The sequence below is a fragment of the Stenotrophomonas sp. GD03819 genome (assembly GCF_029841665.1).
GTDB classification, from domain to species: Bacteria; Pseudomonadota; Gammaproteobacteria; order Xanthomonadales; family Xanthomonadaceae; genus Stenotrophomonas; species Stenotrophomonas geniculata.
Window position 1 is genome coordinate 19720 of sequence record NZ_JAOCEW010000024.1, and the last position, 16110, is coordinate 35829.

The following is a 16110-nucleotide window of genomic DNA, read 5'->3' on the forward strand; positions in this document are numbered from 1 at the left end:
GGCCATGCTCGGCTGCTTTCCGTTCCGGTCTCGCCGTACCCAGGAGCCCCCATGTCCCCCGCCATCACCGCCCGCGGCTACCAGTCCGGCTTCGGCAACGAATTCGCCACCGAGGCCGTCGCCGGCGCGCTGCCGGTCGGGCAGAACTCGCCGCAGAAGGTGGCTCACGGCCTGTACGCCGAACAGTTGACCGGCACCGCCTTCACCGCGCCGCGCGGCAGCAATCGCCGCAGCTGGCTGTACCGGATCCGCCCGGCGGTGACCCATGGCGAGTTCACTCCGTTTGCGCAGTCGCAGTTGCAGTGTGATTTCGGCGCACAGCCGGCCTCGCCGAACCAGCTGCGCTGGAGCCCGCTGCCGCTGCCGGAGCTGCCGACCGACTTTGTCGAAGGCCTGTACACGATGGGCGGCAACGGTTCGCCCGACGCGCATGCCGGCGTGGGCATCCACCTTTACGCTGCCAACCGCGACATGGTCGGCCGCTACTTCTACGACGCCGACGGTGAACTGCTGATCGTGCCGCAGCTGGGCGCGTTGCGCCTGCTGACCGAGCTGGGCGTGATCGAGATCGAGCCGCAGCAGATCGCGGTGATCCCGCGCGGCGTGCGCTTCCGCGTCGAACTGCCCGATGGCCCGAGCCGCGGCTACATCTGCGAGAACTACGGTGCGCTGCTGAAGCTGCCCGACCTGGGACCGATCGGTTCCAACGGCCTGGCCAATCCGCGCGACTTCGAGACCCCGCATGCGGCGTTCGAGGATGTGGATGGCGACTTCGAACTGATCGCCAAGTTCGAAGGCCGCCTGTGGCGTGCGCCGATCGACCATTCGCCGCTGGACGTGGTGGCCTGGCACGGCAATTACGCGCCGTACCGCTACGACCTGCGTCGCTTCAACACCATCGGTTCGATCAGCTACGACCACCCGGACCCGTCGATCTTCCTGGTGCTGCATTCGCCCAGCGACACGCCGGGAACCAGCAACATGGACTTCGCGATCTTCCCGCCGCGTTGGCTGGTGGCGCAGAACACGTTCCGCCCGCCGTGGTTCCACCGCAACATCGCCAGCGAATTCATGGGCCTGGTGCATGGCGCCTACGATGCCAAGGCCGAAGGCTTCGTGCCGGGTGGCGCGTCGCTGCACAACTGCATGAGCGGTCACGGCCCGGACGCGCCGACCTTTGACAAGGCGTCCAATGCCGATCTGTCCAAGGCCGATGTGATCAAGGACACGATGGCCTTCATGTTCGAGACCCGTGCGGTGATCCGCCCGACCGCACAGGCGCTGGCCGCCGGCCACCGCCAGGGCGATTACCAGCAGTGCTGGAACGGCCTGCGTAACAACTTCCGGTCGTCCCGCTAGCGTGGTGGGTGCCGACCTTGGTCGGCACGGATCCTGATCGCATCCACGCATGGCGTGGATCTAGCGAAAGGCGGTCGTGATGCAGTAGGTCCACGCCATGCGTGGATGCTCTCCGCCGGAACTTGCGCTTACGCCACTTCGGCGAACGCCTCGCAATGCTCCAGCGGCAACGCCTCCAGCAGGCGCTGTCGCACGCGTTGGCAATAGCCCTCCGAGGTCAGCCCGGGCAGCATCTGCATCGCTGACTGCAGCCGCTGAAGCACCTATTCTTCCGCACGCGCCTGCTGCAGGTCACGGAACAGTGCTGCCGCCTGCGGGTGGCGCTGCATCTCCAATATGCCCAGCACGTAGATGCGCGCGGCCACCAGCGAGCGGCGACGTTCGATCGCGGGTGCAGCAGGTGTGGCTGCCGGCGGCGTGGGCACCGGCGTTGCTGCGGCTGCGGTCGACGGTGCCGGGGTCGTGGCGCCCGTGCCGGTGCTCAGGTACCCCGCCTGTACCAGCTGGATGACCATCGCCGGTGCTTCCTGGCCGAGCAGACCGGTCAGGTCGGCAACGGTGCGCTGGCCGTCGCACAGGATCAGCAGCCGGCGCTGGCGCATGTCCAGCGGCGCGCGGTGGGCCTGCAGCGCGGTTCGGGCGAGATCGGTCTTGCGCGGTTGCATGGAAGGGACGGCATGTCGGTGCTCGCCGAGCCTGAACGAAGGCGATGAAACCGCGATGACAATGCAGCGCCTGCACACCGGATGGGCTAGCGTGCAGCCATCTTCGTGCCAGGGAACCGCACCGATGAAGCACCTCCCGATTGCTGGTCTGTTGCTCCTTTCGCTCGCCGCCTGCAGTGGCGGCCCCGACAAGCAGGGGGCGGCCGGCAGCGGCAGCGACACTCCGGCGGAAACCGCCTCGGCGACCGGCCCCGCCCAGTCGACGGATCCTGATCTGGCGGCTCGCCCGGCGAACGACCTCCGCAAGGACAGTCCAGCCCGCCTGGACGGCTTCGCTGGTGCGAAGCTGGGGGCCGGCATCGCCGACGTGCGCGCCGGCTTCGGCACGCCGCTGCAGGGGCTGGGCACCGATGCCGCCGGCAAGCCGCTGCCGGCTGACGATGGCAACGATGGCTGTTACTTCCTGCGCCCGCAGGATGCCGAGGACCCGCGCCTGATGATCGAAGGCCGCAAGCTGGTGCGCTACGACGTGCGCAGCGCCGCCATCACCGCACCAGGCGGCGGCAAGGTCGGCATGACCCTGGGTGAGCTGCAGGTGCTGTACCCGGAGCGGGCCGATGTCGGCCCTGACAAGTACGACGAGAAGGCCCAGCACCTGCGCGTTCGCCCGGCGCAGGAGGGCGGGGCGGTGATCGACTTCGCGCTCGGTGCCGATGGCCGGGTGGGTGCCTGGCGCGTCGGGCAGACCCCGCAGGTCGATTATGCGGAAGGGTGTGGCTGATCCTTGATCCACGGCCCAGCCGCGCGTGCGGGCCAAGCGTAGAATCGCGCCACCACTGCTGGGGGGAGTGCTCGATGATCGCCATTGCCATTGCCTGGTTCCTGTTCGGCCTGCTGCTGCTGGCGCTGGGCGGGGACTCCATCGTCAAGGCCGTGTCCGGCCTGGCCCAACGTTTCGGGGCCAGCCCGTTCACTGCCGGGCTGCTGCTGCTCGGGGTAACCACCTCGTTGCCGGAACTGGCGGTCAATGCGCGCGCGCTGGCGGTGGGCCAACCGGAGCTGGCCCTGGGCAACGCGGTGGGCAGCAGCATCGTCAACCTGGGCCTGACCCTCGCCGTGGCGGCCATGGCTGCGCCCCTGCTGCTGCGCGCGCGCCTGCAGACGGTGCTGTGGTGGTCGCTGCTGGCGGCGGGTGTGCTGTTGATCCTGTTCGGGCTTGATGGCGGTCTCGCACGTTGGGAGGGCGGCATACTGCTGGCCGGCTTCATCGTGGTGCAGGTGCTGCTGCTGCGCCGTGGCCGCAGCGAAGGCGCGGCGGTGCAGGCGGCCATTGCCGAATCCGCGCTGAGCCGCACGAGCCTGCCGTTGAACGTGCTGCGCGTGCTGATTGCCGCGTTGACGCTGTACTGGGGCGCGCGCCTGGTGGTGGGCGCCGCCGCGGATTTCGGCGTAGCCCTGGGCTGGACGCCCCTGCTGGTCGGCCTGCTGCCGGTGGCGATCGGCACCGCACTGCCGGAGGTGGCCACCGCCATCGCCGCCGCGCGTCGCGGGCATGGCGACATGGTGCTGGGCCACGTGCTGGGTTCCAGCGTGGTCAACCTGCTGCTGGTGATTGGTGCGATGGCAGTGCTGCAGCCGCTGGCGTTGCCGGCCTCGTTCGTGCGCCTGGAGCTGCCGGCGCTGCTGGCGTTCGCGCTGGTGCTGTACCCGATGCTGCGTGGCGATCTGAAGATCAGCCGTGGCGAAGGCGTGATCCTGCTGGTCGCGTTCGTCGGCTGGCTCGTGCTGGAGCTGCTGCTGGTGGGCGCACCAGCGTTGTAGATCCACGCCATGCGTGGATGCGGTTGATTTCGTGCCGACCAACGGTCGGCACCCACCACCGATCACCCGGTGGGTGCCAACCTTGGTTGGCACTCGCGCAAACAATGCGCCGACCAAGGTCGGCCGCTACCGGATTTACCGGCCCTGCGTGGTCTCTTCTTCCCGCACCGGCTCCGGCGGCGGCAGCTGCTCTTCGGCGGCCGGCTCGTTGCCCGGCAGGCTGGGGCGGGTTTCCATCAGCAGCGACAGCGCGGCCTTGGCCATCATGTGTGCGCTGATCGGCGCGGTGATGAACAGGAACACGGTGATCAGCAGCTCGCGCGGCTGCGGGTCCTGGCCCAGGAAGATGTGGTAGCAGACCGAGCACACCAGCACGCAGCCCACGCCCAGCGTGCTGGCCTTGGTCGGTGCGTGCAGGCGCTTGAAGAAGGTGGACAGCTTCACCAGGCCCAGTGCGCCGACCAGGATGAAGAAGCAGCCGAACAGCAGCAGGATCGACAGGCCGATCTGGATCGCGGTGATCATTCGACGATGTCCCGGCGCAGCACGAACTTGCTCAGCACCACGGTGCTGCCGAAGCCGAGCATGGCGATGATCAGCGCGGCCTCGAAGTAGATCGGCGAGTTGAGGTACATGCCGAACAGCATCAGCTCGGCGATCGCGGTCACCGACAGGGTGTCCAGCGCGAGGATGCGGTCGGGCACGGTCGGCCCGCGCAGCAGGCGCCAGGTGGCCAGCAGCATCGCCAGGCCGACCACGTGCATGCACACCACCAGGGTGGTCTGGATGACTTCAAAACCGGTCATGGGAAGATCTCCATCAACGGCGCCTCGTAACGGCGCTTGATCGTATCGATCAGGTCCTGTGGGTCCTCCAGGTGCAGCACATGCACCAGCAGGAACTTGCGGTCGTCGCTGAGCGCGGCCGAGACCGTGCCCGGGGTCAGAGTGATCATGCTGGTCAGCGCGGCGATGCCGTGGATGTTGGCGATGTCCAGCGGCAACCAGATGAAACCCGGGTGGATGTTCTTCTCCGGGCCCAGCACCTGCAGGGCAACGCGGATGTTGGACATCAGGATGTCCCACAGGGTCACGCACAGCAGTTTCGGCAAAGGGCGCAGAGTGCCGATGCGGGCGAACTCGCGATCCAGGCGCGCGGCGAACAGCGGCACCACCACGCCCAGCACCAGCCCCAGCACGATCTGGCCGAGGGTGAAGCTGTCGGACATCAGCAGCCAGAATGCCACCACCATGATGCTGAGCATCGGCGAGGGAATGACGCGGCGGAACAGGGAGCGCTGGGCGGTCATGGCTGGCGGATCTCCGGCGTGGTCGCGCGCAGCTGCTGCACGTACTCGCTGGGGTGCAGCAGCTGTGCGGCGGTGGCGTCGGTGTAGCGCATCAGTGGGGCGGCGGCCAGGGTCATGCCGATGCCGTAACCCAGCAGCAGGCAGGCGGCGTAGAGCTCGACCCGGCGCAGGCGTGCCTTGCGCGGCTTCGGTGCCTCGGGATCGACCGGTGGCACGCGCCAGAACAGGCGGATGCCGCCGCGGGTCAGGCCCATGATCACCAGCAGGCTGCTGACCAGCACCGCCGTCCAGACGGGGGCGGTGTACTGTGCCGGCATGCCAGCCAGCAGCGCGGCCTTGGCCAGGAAGCCGGACAGCGGAGGCAGGCCGGCCACCGACACTGCGCCGATCAGGAACAGCACCGCTGGGGTTTCCTTGCCCGGCATCGGTGCCACCACTTCCTTGCGGTCGCTGGCGCCACCACGTCGGCGGCGGATCAGGTCGGCAATCAGGAACAGCGCGGCGGCGACGAAGCTGCTGTGTGGCAAGTAGTACAGGCCGGCTGACAGCACCTGCGGCGTGCCTACCGAGAAGGCGATGAACAGCGTGGCTGCCGACACGATCACCAGGTAGGAGATCAGCACGCGCAGGCGGGTTGCGGCCAGCGCACCCAGGCCACCGAGCACCAGCGTTGCCACGCCGGCCCACAGCAGCCAGTCGCGGCCATAGCCGGTCATCGCGCCGGCATCGTCGCCGAACCACAGCATCTGGATGCGCAGCACCGAGTACAGGCCGACCTTGGTCATGATCGCGAACAGCGCAGCCACAGCGGCCGGCGCGCGCGAATAGGCTTCCGGCAGCCACAGGTACAGCGGCATCAGTGCGGCCTTGGCGCAGAACACCAGCAGCAACAGGCCCATCGTCGCCTTCACCAGGGTCAGCTGCGCCGCTGGCACCTCGGCGATGCGCTGCGACAGCTCGGCCATGTTCAGCGAGCCCAGCGAGGCGTACAGCAGGCCCAGCGCGATAAGGAACAGGGTCGAGGCGGTGACGTTGAACACCACGTAGTGCAGGCCGATGCGCATACGCAGGCCGCGGCCACCGCTGAGCAGCAGGCCGTAGGAGGCGATCAGCATCACCTCGAAGAACACGAACAGGTTGAAGATGTCGCCGGTCAGGAACGCACCGTTGAGGCCCACCAGCTGGAACTGGAACAGTGCATGGAAGTGCGGTGCGCGGCGGTCCCAGCCCGAGCAGGCATGCAGCAGGCAGGGAATGGCCAGCAGCAGGGTGGTCAGCAGCATCCACGCCGACAGCCGGTCGGCCACCAGCGCGATGCCCAGCCGCGACGGCCAGTCTCCCAGCAGGTAGACGTTGATGTCACCGCTGGCCGTGCTGGCAAACAGCAGGCCCACCGCCAGGGCCAGCGCCGACAGCGCGGTCCAGGCCACCGCGCGCTGCACTCTGGGGCCATAGCGGCGGTGTTCGACGAACAGCGACAGTGCAGCACCCAGCAGCGGAATCAGGATCGGCAGGATCACCAGATGATTCATGCGCGGTCCTCGTCCTGGCGCGGCGGCACGCGCTCATCCTGCAGGTCGTCATCCGGTTCGTGGGCGTCCACGTGGTCGCTGTGGTTGTCGCTGCGGCTGCGCATGGCCAGCACGATGCTCACGGCAGTCATCGCGAAGGCGATCACGATCGCGGTCAGCACCAGTGCCTGCGGCAACGGGTCGGTGTAGTTGCCGAGATGGCTGTCCACACCCTCCTGCAGCACCGGCGCCTTGCCCAGCACCACGCGGCCACCGGCAAAGATCAGCAGGTTGGTGGCGTAGGACAGGAAGGTCATGCCGAGGATCACATCGAAGCTGCGCGCACGCAGCAGCAGGTAGATGCCGATGGCGGTCAGCACGCCGATCGCGGTAGCCAGGGCCAGTTCCATCAGTGCATCTCCCCGGTGCGGGCCGAACGGCGTTGCAGGTCGATCTCACCCTTGCGGGCAGTGCGGGTACGCGACGGCTTGATCGTGCCCATCATCGACAGCATCAGCATGGCGCCGCCGAACACCACCAGGTAGACGCCGATGTCGAAGCCGATGGCACTGGCCAGCGGCACGTCGCCGATCAGCGGCAGGTGCAGGTCCAGGTGCCCGCTTGTCAGGAACGGTACGCCGAACAGCATCGAGGCACTGCCGCTGAGCAGGGCGATCAGCAGGCCCATGCCGATGCAGCGGATGTAGTCGAAGCCGAAGCGCGATTCCACCGACGCGGTGCCCTGGATCACGTACTGGATCAGCAGCGGTACCGCCAGCACCAGGCCGGCGATGAAGCCACCGCCCGGCGCGTTGTGGCCCCGCAGGAACAGGAAGATCGATACGGTCAGGGTCAGCGGGAACATGATCTGCGCCAGGTCAGCCGGCACCGGCAGCTTGATCGGCGGGCCAGGCATGATCTGTTCCGGCGCCATCCGCGTGCGCCGCAGCAGGGCATGTACCACCAGTGCGGCGATGCCGAACACGGTGATCTCGCCGAAGGTATCGAAGCCGCGGAAGTCGACCAGGATCACGTTGACCACGTTCTGGCCGTACGCCTCGGGCAGGGCGCGGGCGAGCAGCTCGCCGGCCATGGTGTTGGGCGGCAGGGTCATCGCCGAATAGGCCAGCGCGCCAAGCCCGGCACCGGCGATGATGGCGATCACCGCATCGCGCCGCTTGCGCCAGCGCGGCCGCTCCGGTCCGGACTGCGCGGGCAGGTAGTTCATGCCCAGCAGCATCAGCACCAGGGTCACCATCTCGACCAGCAGCTGGGTCAGGGCCAGATCGGGTGCGGACAGGAACACGAAGGTCAGCGCCACCATCAGGCCGACACCGCCCACCAGCAGCACCGCCAGCAGGCGCTGCTTGTAGACACGCAGGGTGGCCACCGCACAGGCCATCATCACCAGCCACAGCGCCCAGCCCAGCAGCGGGATCGGCTGCGGTTTGGTCCAGTTCGGCGAGGCCGGGTTGGCGATGTAGGGCGCGGCGGCCACGGTGATGGCCACCAGCACCAGGCCCAGCAGCATGCGCTGCAGGCTGCCATTGGCGATGCCGTTGGTCAGGCGCATGGCCAGCGCGGAGATCGCATCCAGCTGTGCATGGAACACGTTGCGCCCGGTGGTGCGGGTTTCCACGCCGTGCAGGTTGATCAGCCTGCGCAGGCCGAAGTACAGCGCCACGCCACCGACTACGCCGATCGCGCTCATCGCCAGCGGCAGGTTGAAACCGTGCCACACCGCCAGGCTGTACTCGGGCATGGCGTTGCCGAGGATCGAGGCCGCAGCAGCATGCAGCACCGGCGCCACGGTCAGTGCCGGAGCGATGCCTACCGCCACGCAGATCACCACCAGCAGTTCCACCGGCACCTTCATCCAGCGCGGCGGTTCATGCGGCACGCGGTCCAGGTCGTGCGGGCCGGGGCCGAAGAAAGTGTCGTGCACGAAGCGCAGGCTGTAGGCCACGCCCAGCACGCCGGCCAGCAGCGCGGCGATCGACACCGCCGTGCGCATCGCGCCCGGGCCGCCACCGGCGGTCAGTGCCTCGGCGAACAGCATTTCCTTGGACAGGAAGCCGTTGAGCAGCGGGATGCCGGCCATCGCCAGCGAGGCGATGATCGCCAGCGCGCTGGTGAACGGCATCAGCTTACGCAGGCCTCCGAGCTTGCGCATGTCACGGGTGCCGGTTTCGTGGTCGATGATGCCGGCGGCCATGAACAGCGAGGCCTTGAAGGTGGCGTGGTTGAGGATGTGGAACACGCCGGCCACCACCGCCATTGGCGTGGACAGGCCGAACAGCAGGGTGATCAGGCCCAGATGCGAGATCGTGGAGTACGCAAGCAGGCCCTTCAGGTCGTGCTGGAAGATCGCGTTCCAGGCCCCGATCAACAGGGTGATCGCGCCGATGCCGCTGACCGTGTAGAAGAACAGGTCGCTGCCGGCCAGCGCCGGATGCAGCCGCGCCAGCAGGAACACGCCGGCCTTCACCATGGTGGCCGAGTGCAGGTAGGCCGAGACCGGGGTCGGCGCCGCCATCGCGTGCGGCAGCCAGAAGTGGAACGGGAACTGCGCGCTCTTGGTGAAGATGCCGGCCAGCATCAGGAACAGGGCATACGGATACAGCGCGCTGGCGCGGATCTGCTCGCCGGCGGCCAGTACCACGTCCAGGTCGAAGCTGCCGACGATGCGGCCGATCAGCAGCACGCCGCCGAGCAGGGCCAGGCCGCCGCCGCCGGTGATCACCAGCGCCATGCGCGCGCCTTCGCGGGCGTCCTGGCGGTGCGACCAGAAGCCGATCAGCAGGAACGAGCTGATGCTGGTCATTTCCCAGAAGATCATCAGCAACAGCAGGTTGCCCGACAGCACCATGCCCAGCATGGCGCCCATGAACAGCAGCAGGTAGCAGTAGAAGCGGTGCGCGTTGTCCTGCTGGCTCAGGTAGTAGCGCGCATACAGCACCACCAGCGCGCCGATGCCCAGCACCAGCCCGGCGAACATCCAGGCCAGCCCGTCCAGGCGCAGGGTGAAGTCCAGGCCGATCTGAGGCAGCCAAGGGACCATCGTCCGCACCACCTGGCCGCCGAGTACGGACGGGGTCAGCCAGCCGAGGATGGCCAGCCCGCCCAACGGCGCCAGCGCCGCCAGCCAGGCAGCAGTCGAGCGCGAACTACGGGGGAAGGCCGCAACAGCCGCTGCCATCAGGAACGGCAGGGCCAGCAGCAGGGGCAGGCTGGGGAGCATGCAGGGAATCCATGATTCACGAGCAGGTCAGGGAGGATAACAGGCCGCGAAATGTCGCCGAAACCCATCGAACAGCGATCAATTGCATGTAACGTTCGCTGATTCATTTTTTCTGCGGTGCAGCATCACGTTCCTGCAGTCCTTCCCCGGTTGCCCTCGGGGACACCCTACGCCCACGCAGGGAGACCGCAGGCCCTGTCGCACAGGGGCTGCCGTCGACGGGCGGGAAGTGGGGAGCGAGTCACCGGGGCAGGCTGGCAGGGCCGTCGTGGAGTGCGGGTGACGGAATCTGCCCGTTCAGGAAACGACGGTCGCCGTCGGCCGGCCGCAGTTCAATAGCGCCAGTCGAGCTTGCGGTAGAACTTGGCCATCACCCAGGCCGGGCCGATCAGCAGGTAGGTCAGGTCGGTCAGGAAGCTGGGCTTGCGGCCCTCGAACTTGTGGCCGATGAACTGCGCGATCCAGGCCACCACGAACACGCCCACCGCCAGCCAGCGCAGGGCCTGCAGGCCGATTTCGGCCTCCAGCAGGCGGCACAGGCAGCCGAACACGAAGAACTGGATGAGCATGCCGATGCCCAGCGGGCGCGACAGCTTGTTGTAGAAACACCACGCGCTGAACATCGCGAACGCCGACCAGATGCCGTACTGGAACCAGGTGATCAGCGGCGGCAGGCACCACAGCAGGGCCACCACCGACCACAGGATCGCCGGTACCGCCACCACGTGGATGCGCTGGTTGATCACATTGCGGTGGTCGTCGGAGTAGCTGGCGAAATAGCGGTCGATCGGCCGCGCAAGCTCGGTGGATGTCTGCATGCGGCCAGCATACTCCCGCCAGAGCCGACAGTAGAGCCAGGCCATGCCTGGCTGCGGATTCGCCGAGGTTGCCGGCCAGCGGCCGGCACTACCCCTTCAGAGTGCCCCCGCCTTTCCGGCCGGGGGCGCAGGCGGATCAGTCGACGCTGATCCCGGCCAGGCGCTGCAGCGCCTCGGCGTACTTGGCGCGGGTGCGCTCGATGATCTCGGCCGGGATGGTCGGGCCCGGGGCGGTCTTGCCCCAGTCCAGCGTCTCCAGGTAATCGCGCACGAATTGCTTGTCGTAGCTCGGCGGGCTGGTACCCACTTCGTACTCGTCGGCCGGCCAGTAACGCGAGGAATCCGGCGTCAGCATCTCGTCCATGATGTACAGGCGGCCATCGGCGTCGGTACCGAACTCGAATTTGGTATCGGCCAGGATGATGCCGCGCTCGCGGGCGTAGTCGGCGGCGAACTTGTAGATGCGCAGGGTGGCGTCGCGCACGCGCTCGGCCAGGTCCGCACCGACCTGCTTCACCATCGCATCGAAATCGATGTTCTCGTCATGGTCGCCGACGGCGGCCTTGGTCGAGGGGGTGAAGATCGGCTCCGGCAGCTGCTCGGCCTGGCGCAGGCCATCGGGCAGGTCGATGCCGCTGACCTTCCCGGTGCGCTGGTAGTCCTTCCAGCCGCTGCCGATCAGGTAGCCGCGGGCGATCGCTTCCACCGGCACCGGCTTCAGCTTGCGGGTGACCACCGCACGCTTGGCGTACAGGGCCGGATCCACGCCCTCGGGCAGCACGCTGGCCACGTCGATGCCGGTCAGGTGGTTGGGCATCAGGTGCGCGGTCTTGGCGAACCAGAAGTTGGACACCTGGCAGAGCATCTCGCCCTTGCCCGGGATCGGGTCGGGCAGGACCACGTCGAACGCCGACAGGCGATCGGTGGCCACCATCAGCAGGTAGTCGCCCGGCGGGGTCCCGGCAGGCAGCCGCTCGCGCGGGATATCGAACACATCACGCACCTTGCCGCGATGGCGCAAGGGCAGGCCGGGGAGATCGGATTGCAACAGCGTGGTTGGCACGGGCACTCCTGGGGCGTTGTCGATACGGCTGCCCAACGGACCCGGCGGGCCCGCTGACCAGCGGGCGGCCTAGTGTAAAGCCGTCCGGGCCCGCTGTGACGTAAAATGAGCGTCCATTTCGTCGGTCGACCCCGGAGCGCCATGCGCTGGTACGGAAAACTGCTCGGATTCATCGCCGGCGCCCTGCTGTTCCGGCCCAATCCGCTGTTTGGCGCGGTGGTCGGCCTGTTGATCGGCCATGCCTTCGACTCGGACTGGTTCCGCCTGAACAAGGAGAACCCGTACCGGGAGCTGGGGCTGACCTCCGAGGCCACCGATGCCGAGGTAGAGCGCGCCTATCGCAAGCTGATCTCGCAGTACCACCCCGACAAGCTGGGCGGTGCCGCCCCCGAGCTGCAGCAGCAGGCCGAGCAGAAGTCGCGGCGGATCAACGCCGCCTACGACCGCATCAAGACCCTGCGCAAGCGCTGACCCGACAGTCCCGCCTGCGGGCGGGAGAATCCTTTCCCCGTTCCGAAGGCCCCGGCCATGTCCAACTGCCTCATCGCCCCGTCCATTCTCTCCGCCAACTTCGCCCGCCTCGGCGAGGAAGTCGACAACGTCCTCGCCGCCGGTGCGGACTGGGTCCACTTCGACGTGATGGACAACCACTACGTGCCGAACCTGACCATCGGCCCGATGGTCTGCCAGGCCTTGCGCAAGCACGGCGTCACCGCGCCGATCGACGTGCACCTGATGGTTGAGCCGGTGGACCGCATCATCCCGGACTTCGCCGAAGCCGGTGCCACCTACATCAGCTTCCACCCGGAGGCCAGTCGCCACGTGCACCGCACCATCCAGCTGATCCGCTCGCTGGGCTGCAAGCCGGGCATTGTGCTCAATCCGGCCACCCCGGTGGACATCCTCGACTGGGTGCTGGATGACCTGGACCTGGTGCTGCTGATGTCGGTCAACCCGGGTTTCGGTGGCCAGGCCTTCATCCCCTCGGCGCTGGACAAGCTGCGCGTGGTGCGCAAGATGATCGACGCCAGCGGCAAGGACATCCGCCTGGAGATCGACGGTGGCGTGAAGGCCGACAACATCGGTGAGATCGCCGCCGCTGGCGCTGACACCTTCGTCGCCGGCTCGGCCATCTTCAACGCCAAGACCAGCTACCAGGACGTGATCGCGCAGATGCGCGCGAACGTTGCTGCGGCAAGGGGCTGAGCCATGGGTACGGTGGCCGTGTTGAACATCCGTCCGGCCACCGTGGCCGATGCCGGCCTGATCCTGCACTTCATCCGTGAGCTGGCCATCTACGAGAAGGCCGAGCATTCGGTGCAGACCGATGAGATCGGCATCGCCGAGAGCCTGTTCGGTGCCGACGCGACCGCACGCGCGTTGATCTGCGAAGCCGACGGTGAGGCCATCGGCTATGCGGTGTATTTCTACAACTACTCCACCTGGCTGGGCCGCAAGGGCATCTACCTGGAAGACCTGTACGTCAGCCAGGAAAAGCGCGGCGTCGGCGCAGGCAAGGCGCTGCTGAAATACATCGCCCGGCAGGCCGTGGCCGAAGGCTGCGGCCGCTTCGAATGGTCGGTGCTGGACTGGAATACCCCGGCCATCGAGTTCTACACCGCCGCCGGCGCCAAGCCGCAGGACGAGTGGACCGTGTACCGGCTGGAAGGCGCTGCCCTGAAGGCATTTGCCGGGTAGCCGCCAAGTGGATGCGCTGACCCTGCCGCAACGCATCACCCTGCTTCGCCAGCAGCTGCCCGCGTCCATCCGTATCTGCAGGCAGGCACTGATGGAATCGGGCGGGGATCTTGCCGTGGCGCATGCCTGGATCGTGCGCCGGCTGGTTGCCGAGTACAGGCAGCGCACGGGCGCCCCGGTGGATGAGGCCGCCGCCGACCTGCAGCGGTGCGGCCATGATGTCGAGCGCGCGCTGCTGCTGTGGCAGCGCCGCTATCCAGCACCGCCGCTGCCTCCCCTGGAGCGGATCGCGCAGGGGCATCCGCTGGCAGCAGAGCTCCCAGCACAGGACGACCTGCGCCGGTTCGTGCATGTCCTGCCGGATGCCTACGGTGCCTTCGAGGCGCGTCTTGTCACCCACGCCGCACGCTTCACCGAAACCGCCTATGGCTTCGACTACGACCTGGCCATGCAGGATCCGCTGACGCGGGTCGAGCGCCGGTTTGCCGATGGCATGGCGGCACTCGCCATCCTCCTGCAGCAGCACGGCATCGAGCCCGCAGAGCTGCGCGACGTGGATGATTTTGACAGCTGCCTGCTGCACAGCCCGATCGACGCCTATCTCTGAGCCGTCGCGGCAAGGCAAAAAAAAAAGACCACGCCAAACCCCGGCGTGGCCTCGCTGCATGCGTGGGAGGCTGATCCTGCCTCCATCCATCGTCCCTGCTATGGCCTTCCATTCTCCGGTTGCTGAATGACATCTGCGTGACATTCACCGCGGACAAACAGCGCATTGCTAGCCTGTGCGCCCCCGTCCTGGAAGCACCACATGGCCGCACCGCGCTGGCGCCTGATCCTCAATGGCAAATCCGCTGGCAACGATGAGTTGCGCGACGCCGTCGGCCACTGGCGCGGGCAGGGTGTGCAGCTGGAAGTGCGGGTGACCTGGGAGGACGGTGATGCCGAGCGCTACGTGGCCGAGGCGATTGATCACGGCGTGGATGTGATCGTGGCCGCCGGTGGCGATGGCACGCTCAGTGCGGTGGCCGAGACCCTGGCCCACCGTGAGGAACCGGCGGATGCGCTGCCATCACTGGCGCTGATTCCGATGGGGACCGCCAACGACTTCGCGACTGCTGCCGGCATTCCCACCGAGCCGAAGGAGGCCTTCGGCTTGATCGGGCAGGCGACGCCGCATGCGATCGATCTCCTGCGCGTGGACGCCGATGGCACCCACTGGTGGTGCGCCAACCTTGCCAGCGGTGGTTTTGGCACGCAGGTAACGGTGGAGACCGATGCCGGCTTGAAGAAGATGCTGGGCGGGCTGGCCTACGTGATCACCGGCATCGCCAAGCTGGGTCGCATCGAGCCGATCACCGCGCGGCTGTCCGGCCCGGACTTCGCGTGGGAAGGCGACTTCATCGCGCTCGGCATCGGCAATGGCCGCCAGGCAGGCGGTGGCCAGCAATTGTGCCCGCAGGCACTGATCGATGATGGGCAGCTGGACGTGACGGTGCTTCCGGAGCTGGAGGGGGAAGTCACCGCCACGCTCGGCCAGATGCTGAAGTCCGGCACCCAGGCCGCGCTGGAACAGCTGGCAACACGCGCGCGGCTGCCATGGTTGCAGGTGGAGTCCGAGCGCCCGCTGACGCTCAACCTGGACGGTGAACCGGTACAGGCGCGCCAGTTCCGCATCGCGTGCGTGCCGGGCAGGGTGCGGATGCACCTACCCGTGGGCTGTGCACTGTTGTCCGAGCCGCGCTGAGCCGCACCGGAAGTACTACAACGGCGGTATGTCCTGCTCCTTCGCCGGGAACCCGAATGCTTCACGCTTCTCGCGGATGTACTGCGGCAGCGGCGGCCGGGCAATGCCGTGATCGATCAGCCACTGCTGGCACTTCTTCTGCCACGGCAGCAGGTCCGGTGTGGTGATTTCCCAGTAGATCGCTTCGACCATGGCCATCCGATCGGGCGCGCCCGGTTGCGCCGATGACGGCGATGCAATCGTGGGGTCCGCACCATGTTCAAGCAGCCAGTAGGCCTGCTCGAAGCCGCCACGGCCGGTGTACCAGCTCAGGACCGTATCGGCCTGGCCGATGTTGGATTCGTTGACGTGTGCGCCTCGCTCCACCAGCAGCTGGATGTTCTTCCACAGGTTGCCGGAAATGAAGGCCTGGAACAGCAGCGTTTCGGTATTGGAGGTGCGCGTGTCCGGGTCGCCGCCATGATCCAGCAGGAGGGCCAGGTAGCGCGGATCGTCCATCTTCGCGGCATAGACCATGGCGTTGTTGTGGCGGAACGTCTCGCCGTCCAGCGTTTCAATACGCCGTGCATTCGGGTTGGCGCCGTTGTCGAGCATCGCGCGCAGGCCTTCCAGGTTCCGCGCGCGCAACGGCCACGCGATGAGCGGAATGCCATCCTGCTTCGAGAACTCCTTGTCGGGGTTCACGCCTTCGGTCTTGATCAGGCGCGTGATCGTCGCCGCATCCCCCTGTTCGGCGGCAATGGCCAGCTCCAGGGCCTTGCCTTCGAAATAGCGCTCCGCGCCATGTGAAGACGTGCGCGCGCAGGCGCTCAGCAGTATCAGCAGCATCAGCGCCAGCCAGGAGAATGGCGTAAAGGAACTGTGAGGGTGACGGTGCATGT

General features: G+C 67.3%; 17 protein-coding genes and 1 pseudogene. 8 read left to right on the plus strand and 10 right to left on the minus strand.

The features are described 5' to 3' along the window. Window positions 1-51: 51 nt before the first annotated feature. Window positions 52-1359, plus strand: coding sequence for a homogentisate 1,2-dioxygenase (hmgA, locus tag N5D45_RS14935; RefSeq protein WP_010482677.1), 1308 nt, complete (start codon window positions 52-54; stop codon window positions 1357-1359). A gap of 128 nt (window positions 1360-1487) precedes the next feature. Here hmgA and N5D45_RS14940 read toward each other — a convergent pair. Continuing rightward, a pseudogene (locus tag N5D45_RS14940) lies at window positions 1488-2024 on the minus strand (hypothetical protein). A 124-nt stretch (window positions 2025-2148) separates the two neighbouring features. On the opposite strand from N5D45_RS14940, the gene N5D45_RS14945 reads away from it, so the two are divergent. Both N5D45_RS14945 and N5D45_RS14950 read left to right on the plus strand, forming a co-directional pair. Beyond that, window positions 2149-2805, plus strand: coding sequence for a hypothetical protein (locus tag N5D45_RS14945; RefSeq protein ID WP_019338588.1), 657 nt, complete (start codon window positions 2149-2151; stop codon window positions 2803-2805). A gap of 74 nt (window positions 2806-2879) precedes the next feature. After that, window positions 2880-3845 (plus strand): sodium:calcium antiporter, encoded by a 966-nt coding sequence (locus N5D45_RS14950; protein ID WP_164193369.1) that lies wholly within the window; start codon window positions 2880-2882, stop codon window positions 3843-3845. A 135-nt stretch (window positions 3846-3980) separates the two neighbouring features. Here the strand turns inward: N5D45_RS14950 and N5D45_RS14955 are convergent, their stop codons facing one another. From N5D45_RS14955 to N5D45_RS14990, 8 genes are all read right to left on the minus strand, one after another. Then, window positions 3981-4370: a Na+/H+ antiporter subunit G gene (locus N5D45_RS14955; protein ID WP_010482673.1), complete on the minus strand. Its 390-nt coding sequence runs from the start codon at window positions 4368-4370 to the stop codon at window positions 3981-3983. Further along, the gene (locus tag N5D45_RS14960) at window positions 4367-4651 is read right to left on the minus strand and encodes a K+/H+ antiporter subunit F (protein ID WP_005411334.1); all 285 of its coding nucleotides are present in this window, start codon (window positions 4649-4651) and stop codon (window positions 4367-4369) included. The genes N5D45_RS14955 and N5D45_RS14960 overlap by 4 nt, the downstream gene beginning before the upstream one ends. Further along, on the minus strand, window positions 4648-5154 hold the full coding sequence (locus N5D45_RS14965; RefSeq protein ID WP_010482671.1) for a Na+/H+ antiporter subunit E: 507 nt from the start codon (window positions 5152-5154) through the stop codon (window positions 4648-4650). The genes N5D45_RS14960 and N5D45_RS14965 overlap by 4 nt, the downstream gene beginning before the upstream one ends. Then, complete coding sequence (locus N5D45_RS14970; RefSeq protein ID WP_010482670.1) at window positions 5151-6686, minus strand: monovalent cation/H+ antiporter subunit D; 1536 nt, start codon at window positions 6684-6686, stop codon at window positions 5151-5153. The genes N5D45_RS14965 and N5D45_RS14970 overlap by 4 nt, the downstream gene beginning before the upstream one ends. Next, entirely contained in the window at window positions 6683-7075 is a 393-nt protein-coding gene (locus tag N5D45_RS14975) for a Na+/H+ antiporter subunit C (protein WP_010482669.1), read from the minus strand. The genes N5D45_RS14970 and N5D45_RS14975 overlap by 4 nt, the downstream gene beginning before the upstream one ends. Next, window positions 7075-9906, minus strand: coding sequence for a monovalent cation/H+ antiporter subunit A (locus N5D45_RS14980; RefSeq protein ID WP_057503646.1), 2832 nt, complete (start codon window positions 9904-9906; stop codon window positions 7075-7077). The genes N5D45_RS14975 and N5D45_RS14980 overlap by 1 nt, the downstream gene beginning before the upstream one ends. A 332-nt stretch (window positions 9907-10238) precedes the next feature. Then, complete coding sequence (locus tag N5D45_RS14985; RefSeq protein ID WP_021202665.1) at window positions 10239-10724, minus strand: Mpo1-like protein; 486 nt, start codon at window positions 10722-10724, stop codon at window positions 10239-10241. Between the two features lie 136 nt (window positions 10725-10860). Next, a complete protein-coding gene (locus N5D45_RS14990) occupies window positions 10861-11787 on the minus strand; it encodes a phosphoribosylaminoimidazolesuccinocarboxamide synthase (protein ID WP_029379835.1) in 927 nt (308 codons plus the stop codon). A 141-nt stretch (window positions 11788-11928) separates the two neighbouring features. On the opposite strand from N5D45_RS14990, the gene N5D45_RS14995 reads away from it, so the two are divergent. From N5D45_RS14995 to yegS, 5 genes are all read left to right on the plus strand, one after another. Next, the gene (locus N5D45_RS14995) at window positions 11929-12258 is read left to right on the plus strand and encodes a DnaJ domain-containing protein (protein WP_005411327.1); all 330 of its coding nucleotides are present in this window, start codon (window positions 11929-11931) and stop codon (window positions 12256-12258) included. Window positions 12259-12315: 57 nt separating this feature from the next. Then, window positions 12316-12993, plus strand: a complete 678-nt coding sequence (rpe, locus tag N5D45_RS15000; RefSeq protein ID WP_010482664.1) for a ribulose-phosphate 3-epimerase — start codon at window positions 12316-12318, stop codon at window positions 12991-12993. 12 nt (window positions 12994-13005) lie between these two features. Beyond that, window positions 13006-13485 (plus strand): GNAT family N-acetyltransferase, encoded by a 480-nt coding sequence (locus tag N5D45_RS15005; RefSeq protein ID WP_049411837.1) that lies wholly within the window; start codon window positions 13006-13008, stop codon window positions 13483-13485. 7 nt (window positions 13486-13492) lie between these two features. Continuing rightward, window positions 13493-14092, plus strand: coding sequence for a hypothetical protein (locus tag N5D45_RS15010; RefSeq protein WP_057503647.1), 600 nt, complete (start codon window positions 13493-13495; stop codon window positions 14090-14092). A gap of 201 nt (window positions 14093-14293) precedes the next feature. Next, entirely contained in the window at window positions 14294-15229 is a 936-nt protein-coding gene (gene yegS, locus N5D45_RS15015) for a lipid kinase YegS (protein WP_010482660.1), read from the plus strand. Between the two features lie 15 nt (window positions 15230-15244). Here yegS and N5D45_RS15020 read toward each other — a convergent pair whose 3' ends face one another. Beyond that, the gene (locus N5D45_RS15020) at window positions 15245-16108 is read right to left on the minus strand and encodes an ankyrin repeat domain-containing protein (RefSeq protein ID WP_238379173.1); all 864 of its coding nucleotides are present in this window, start codon (window positions 16106-16108) and stop codon (window positions 15245-15247) included. Between the last annotated feature and the right edge of the window lie 2 nt (window positions 16109-16110).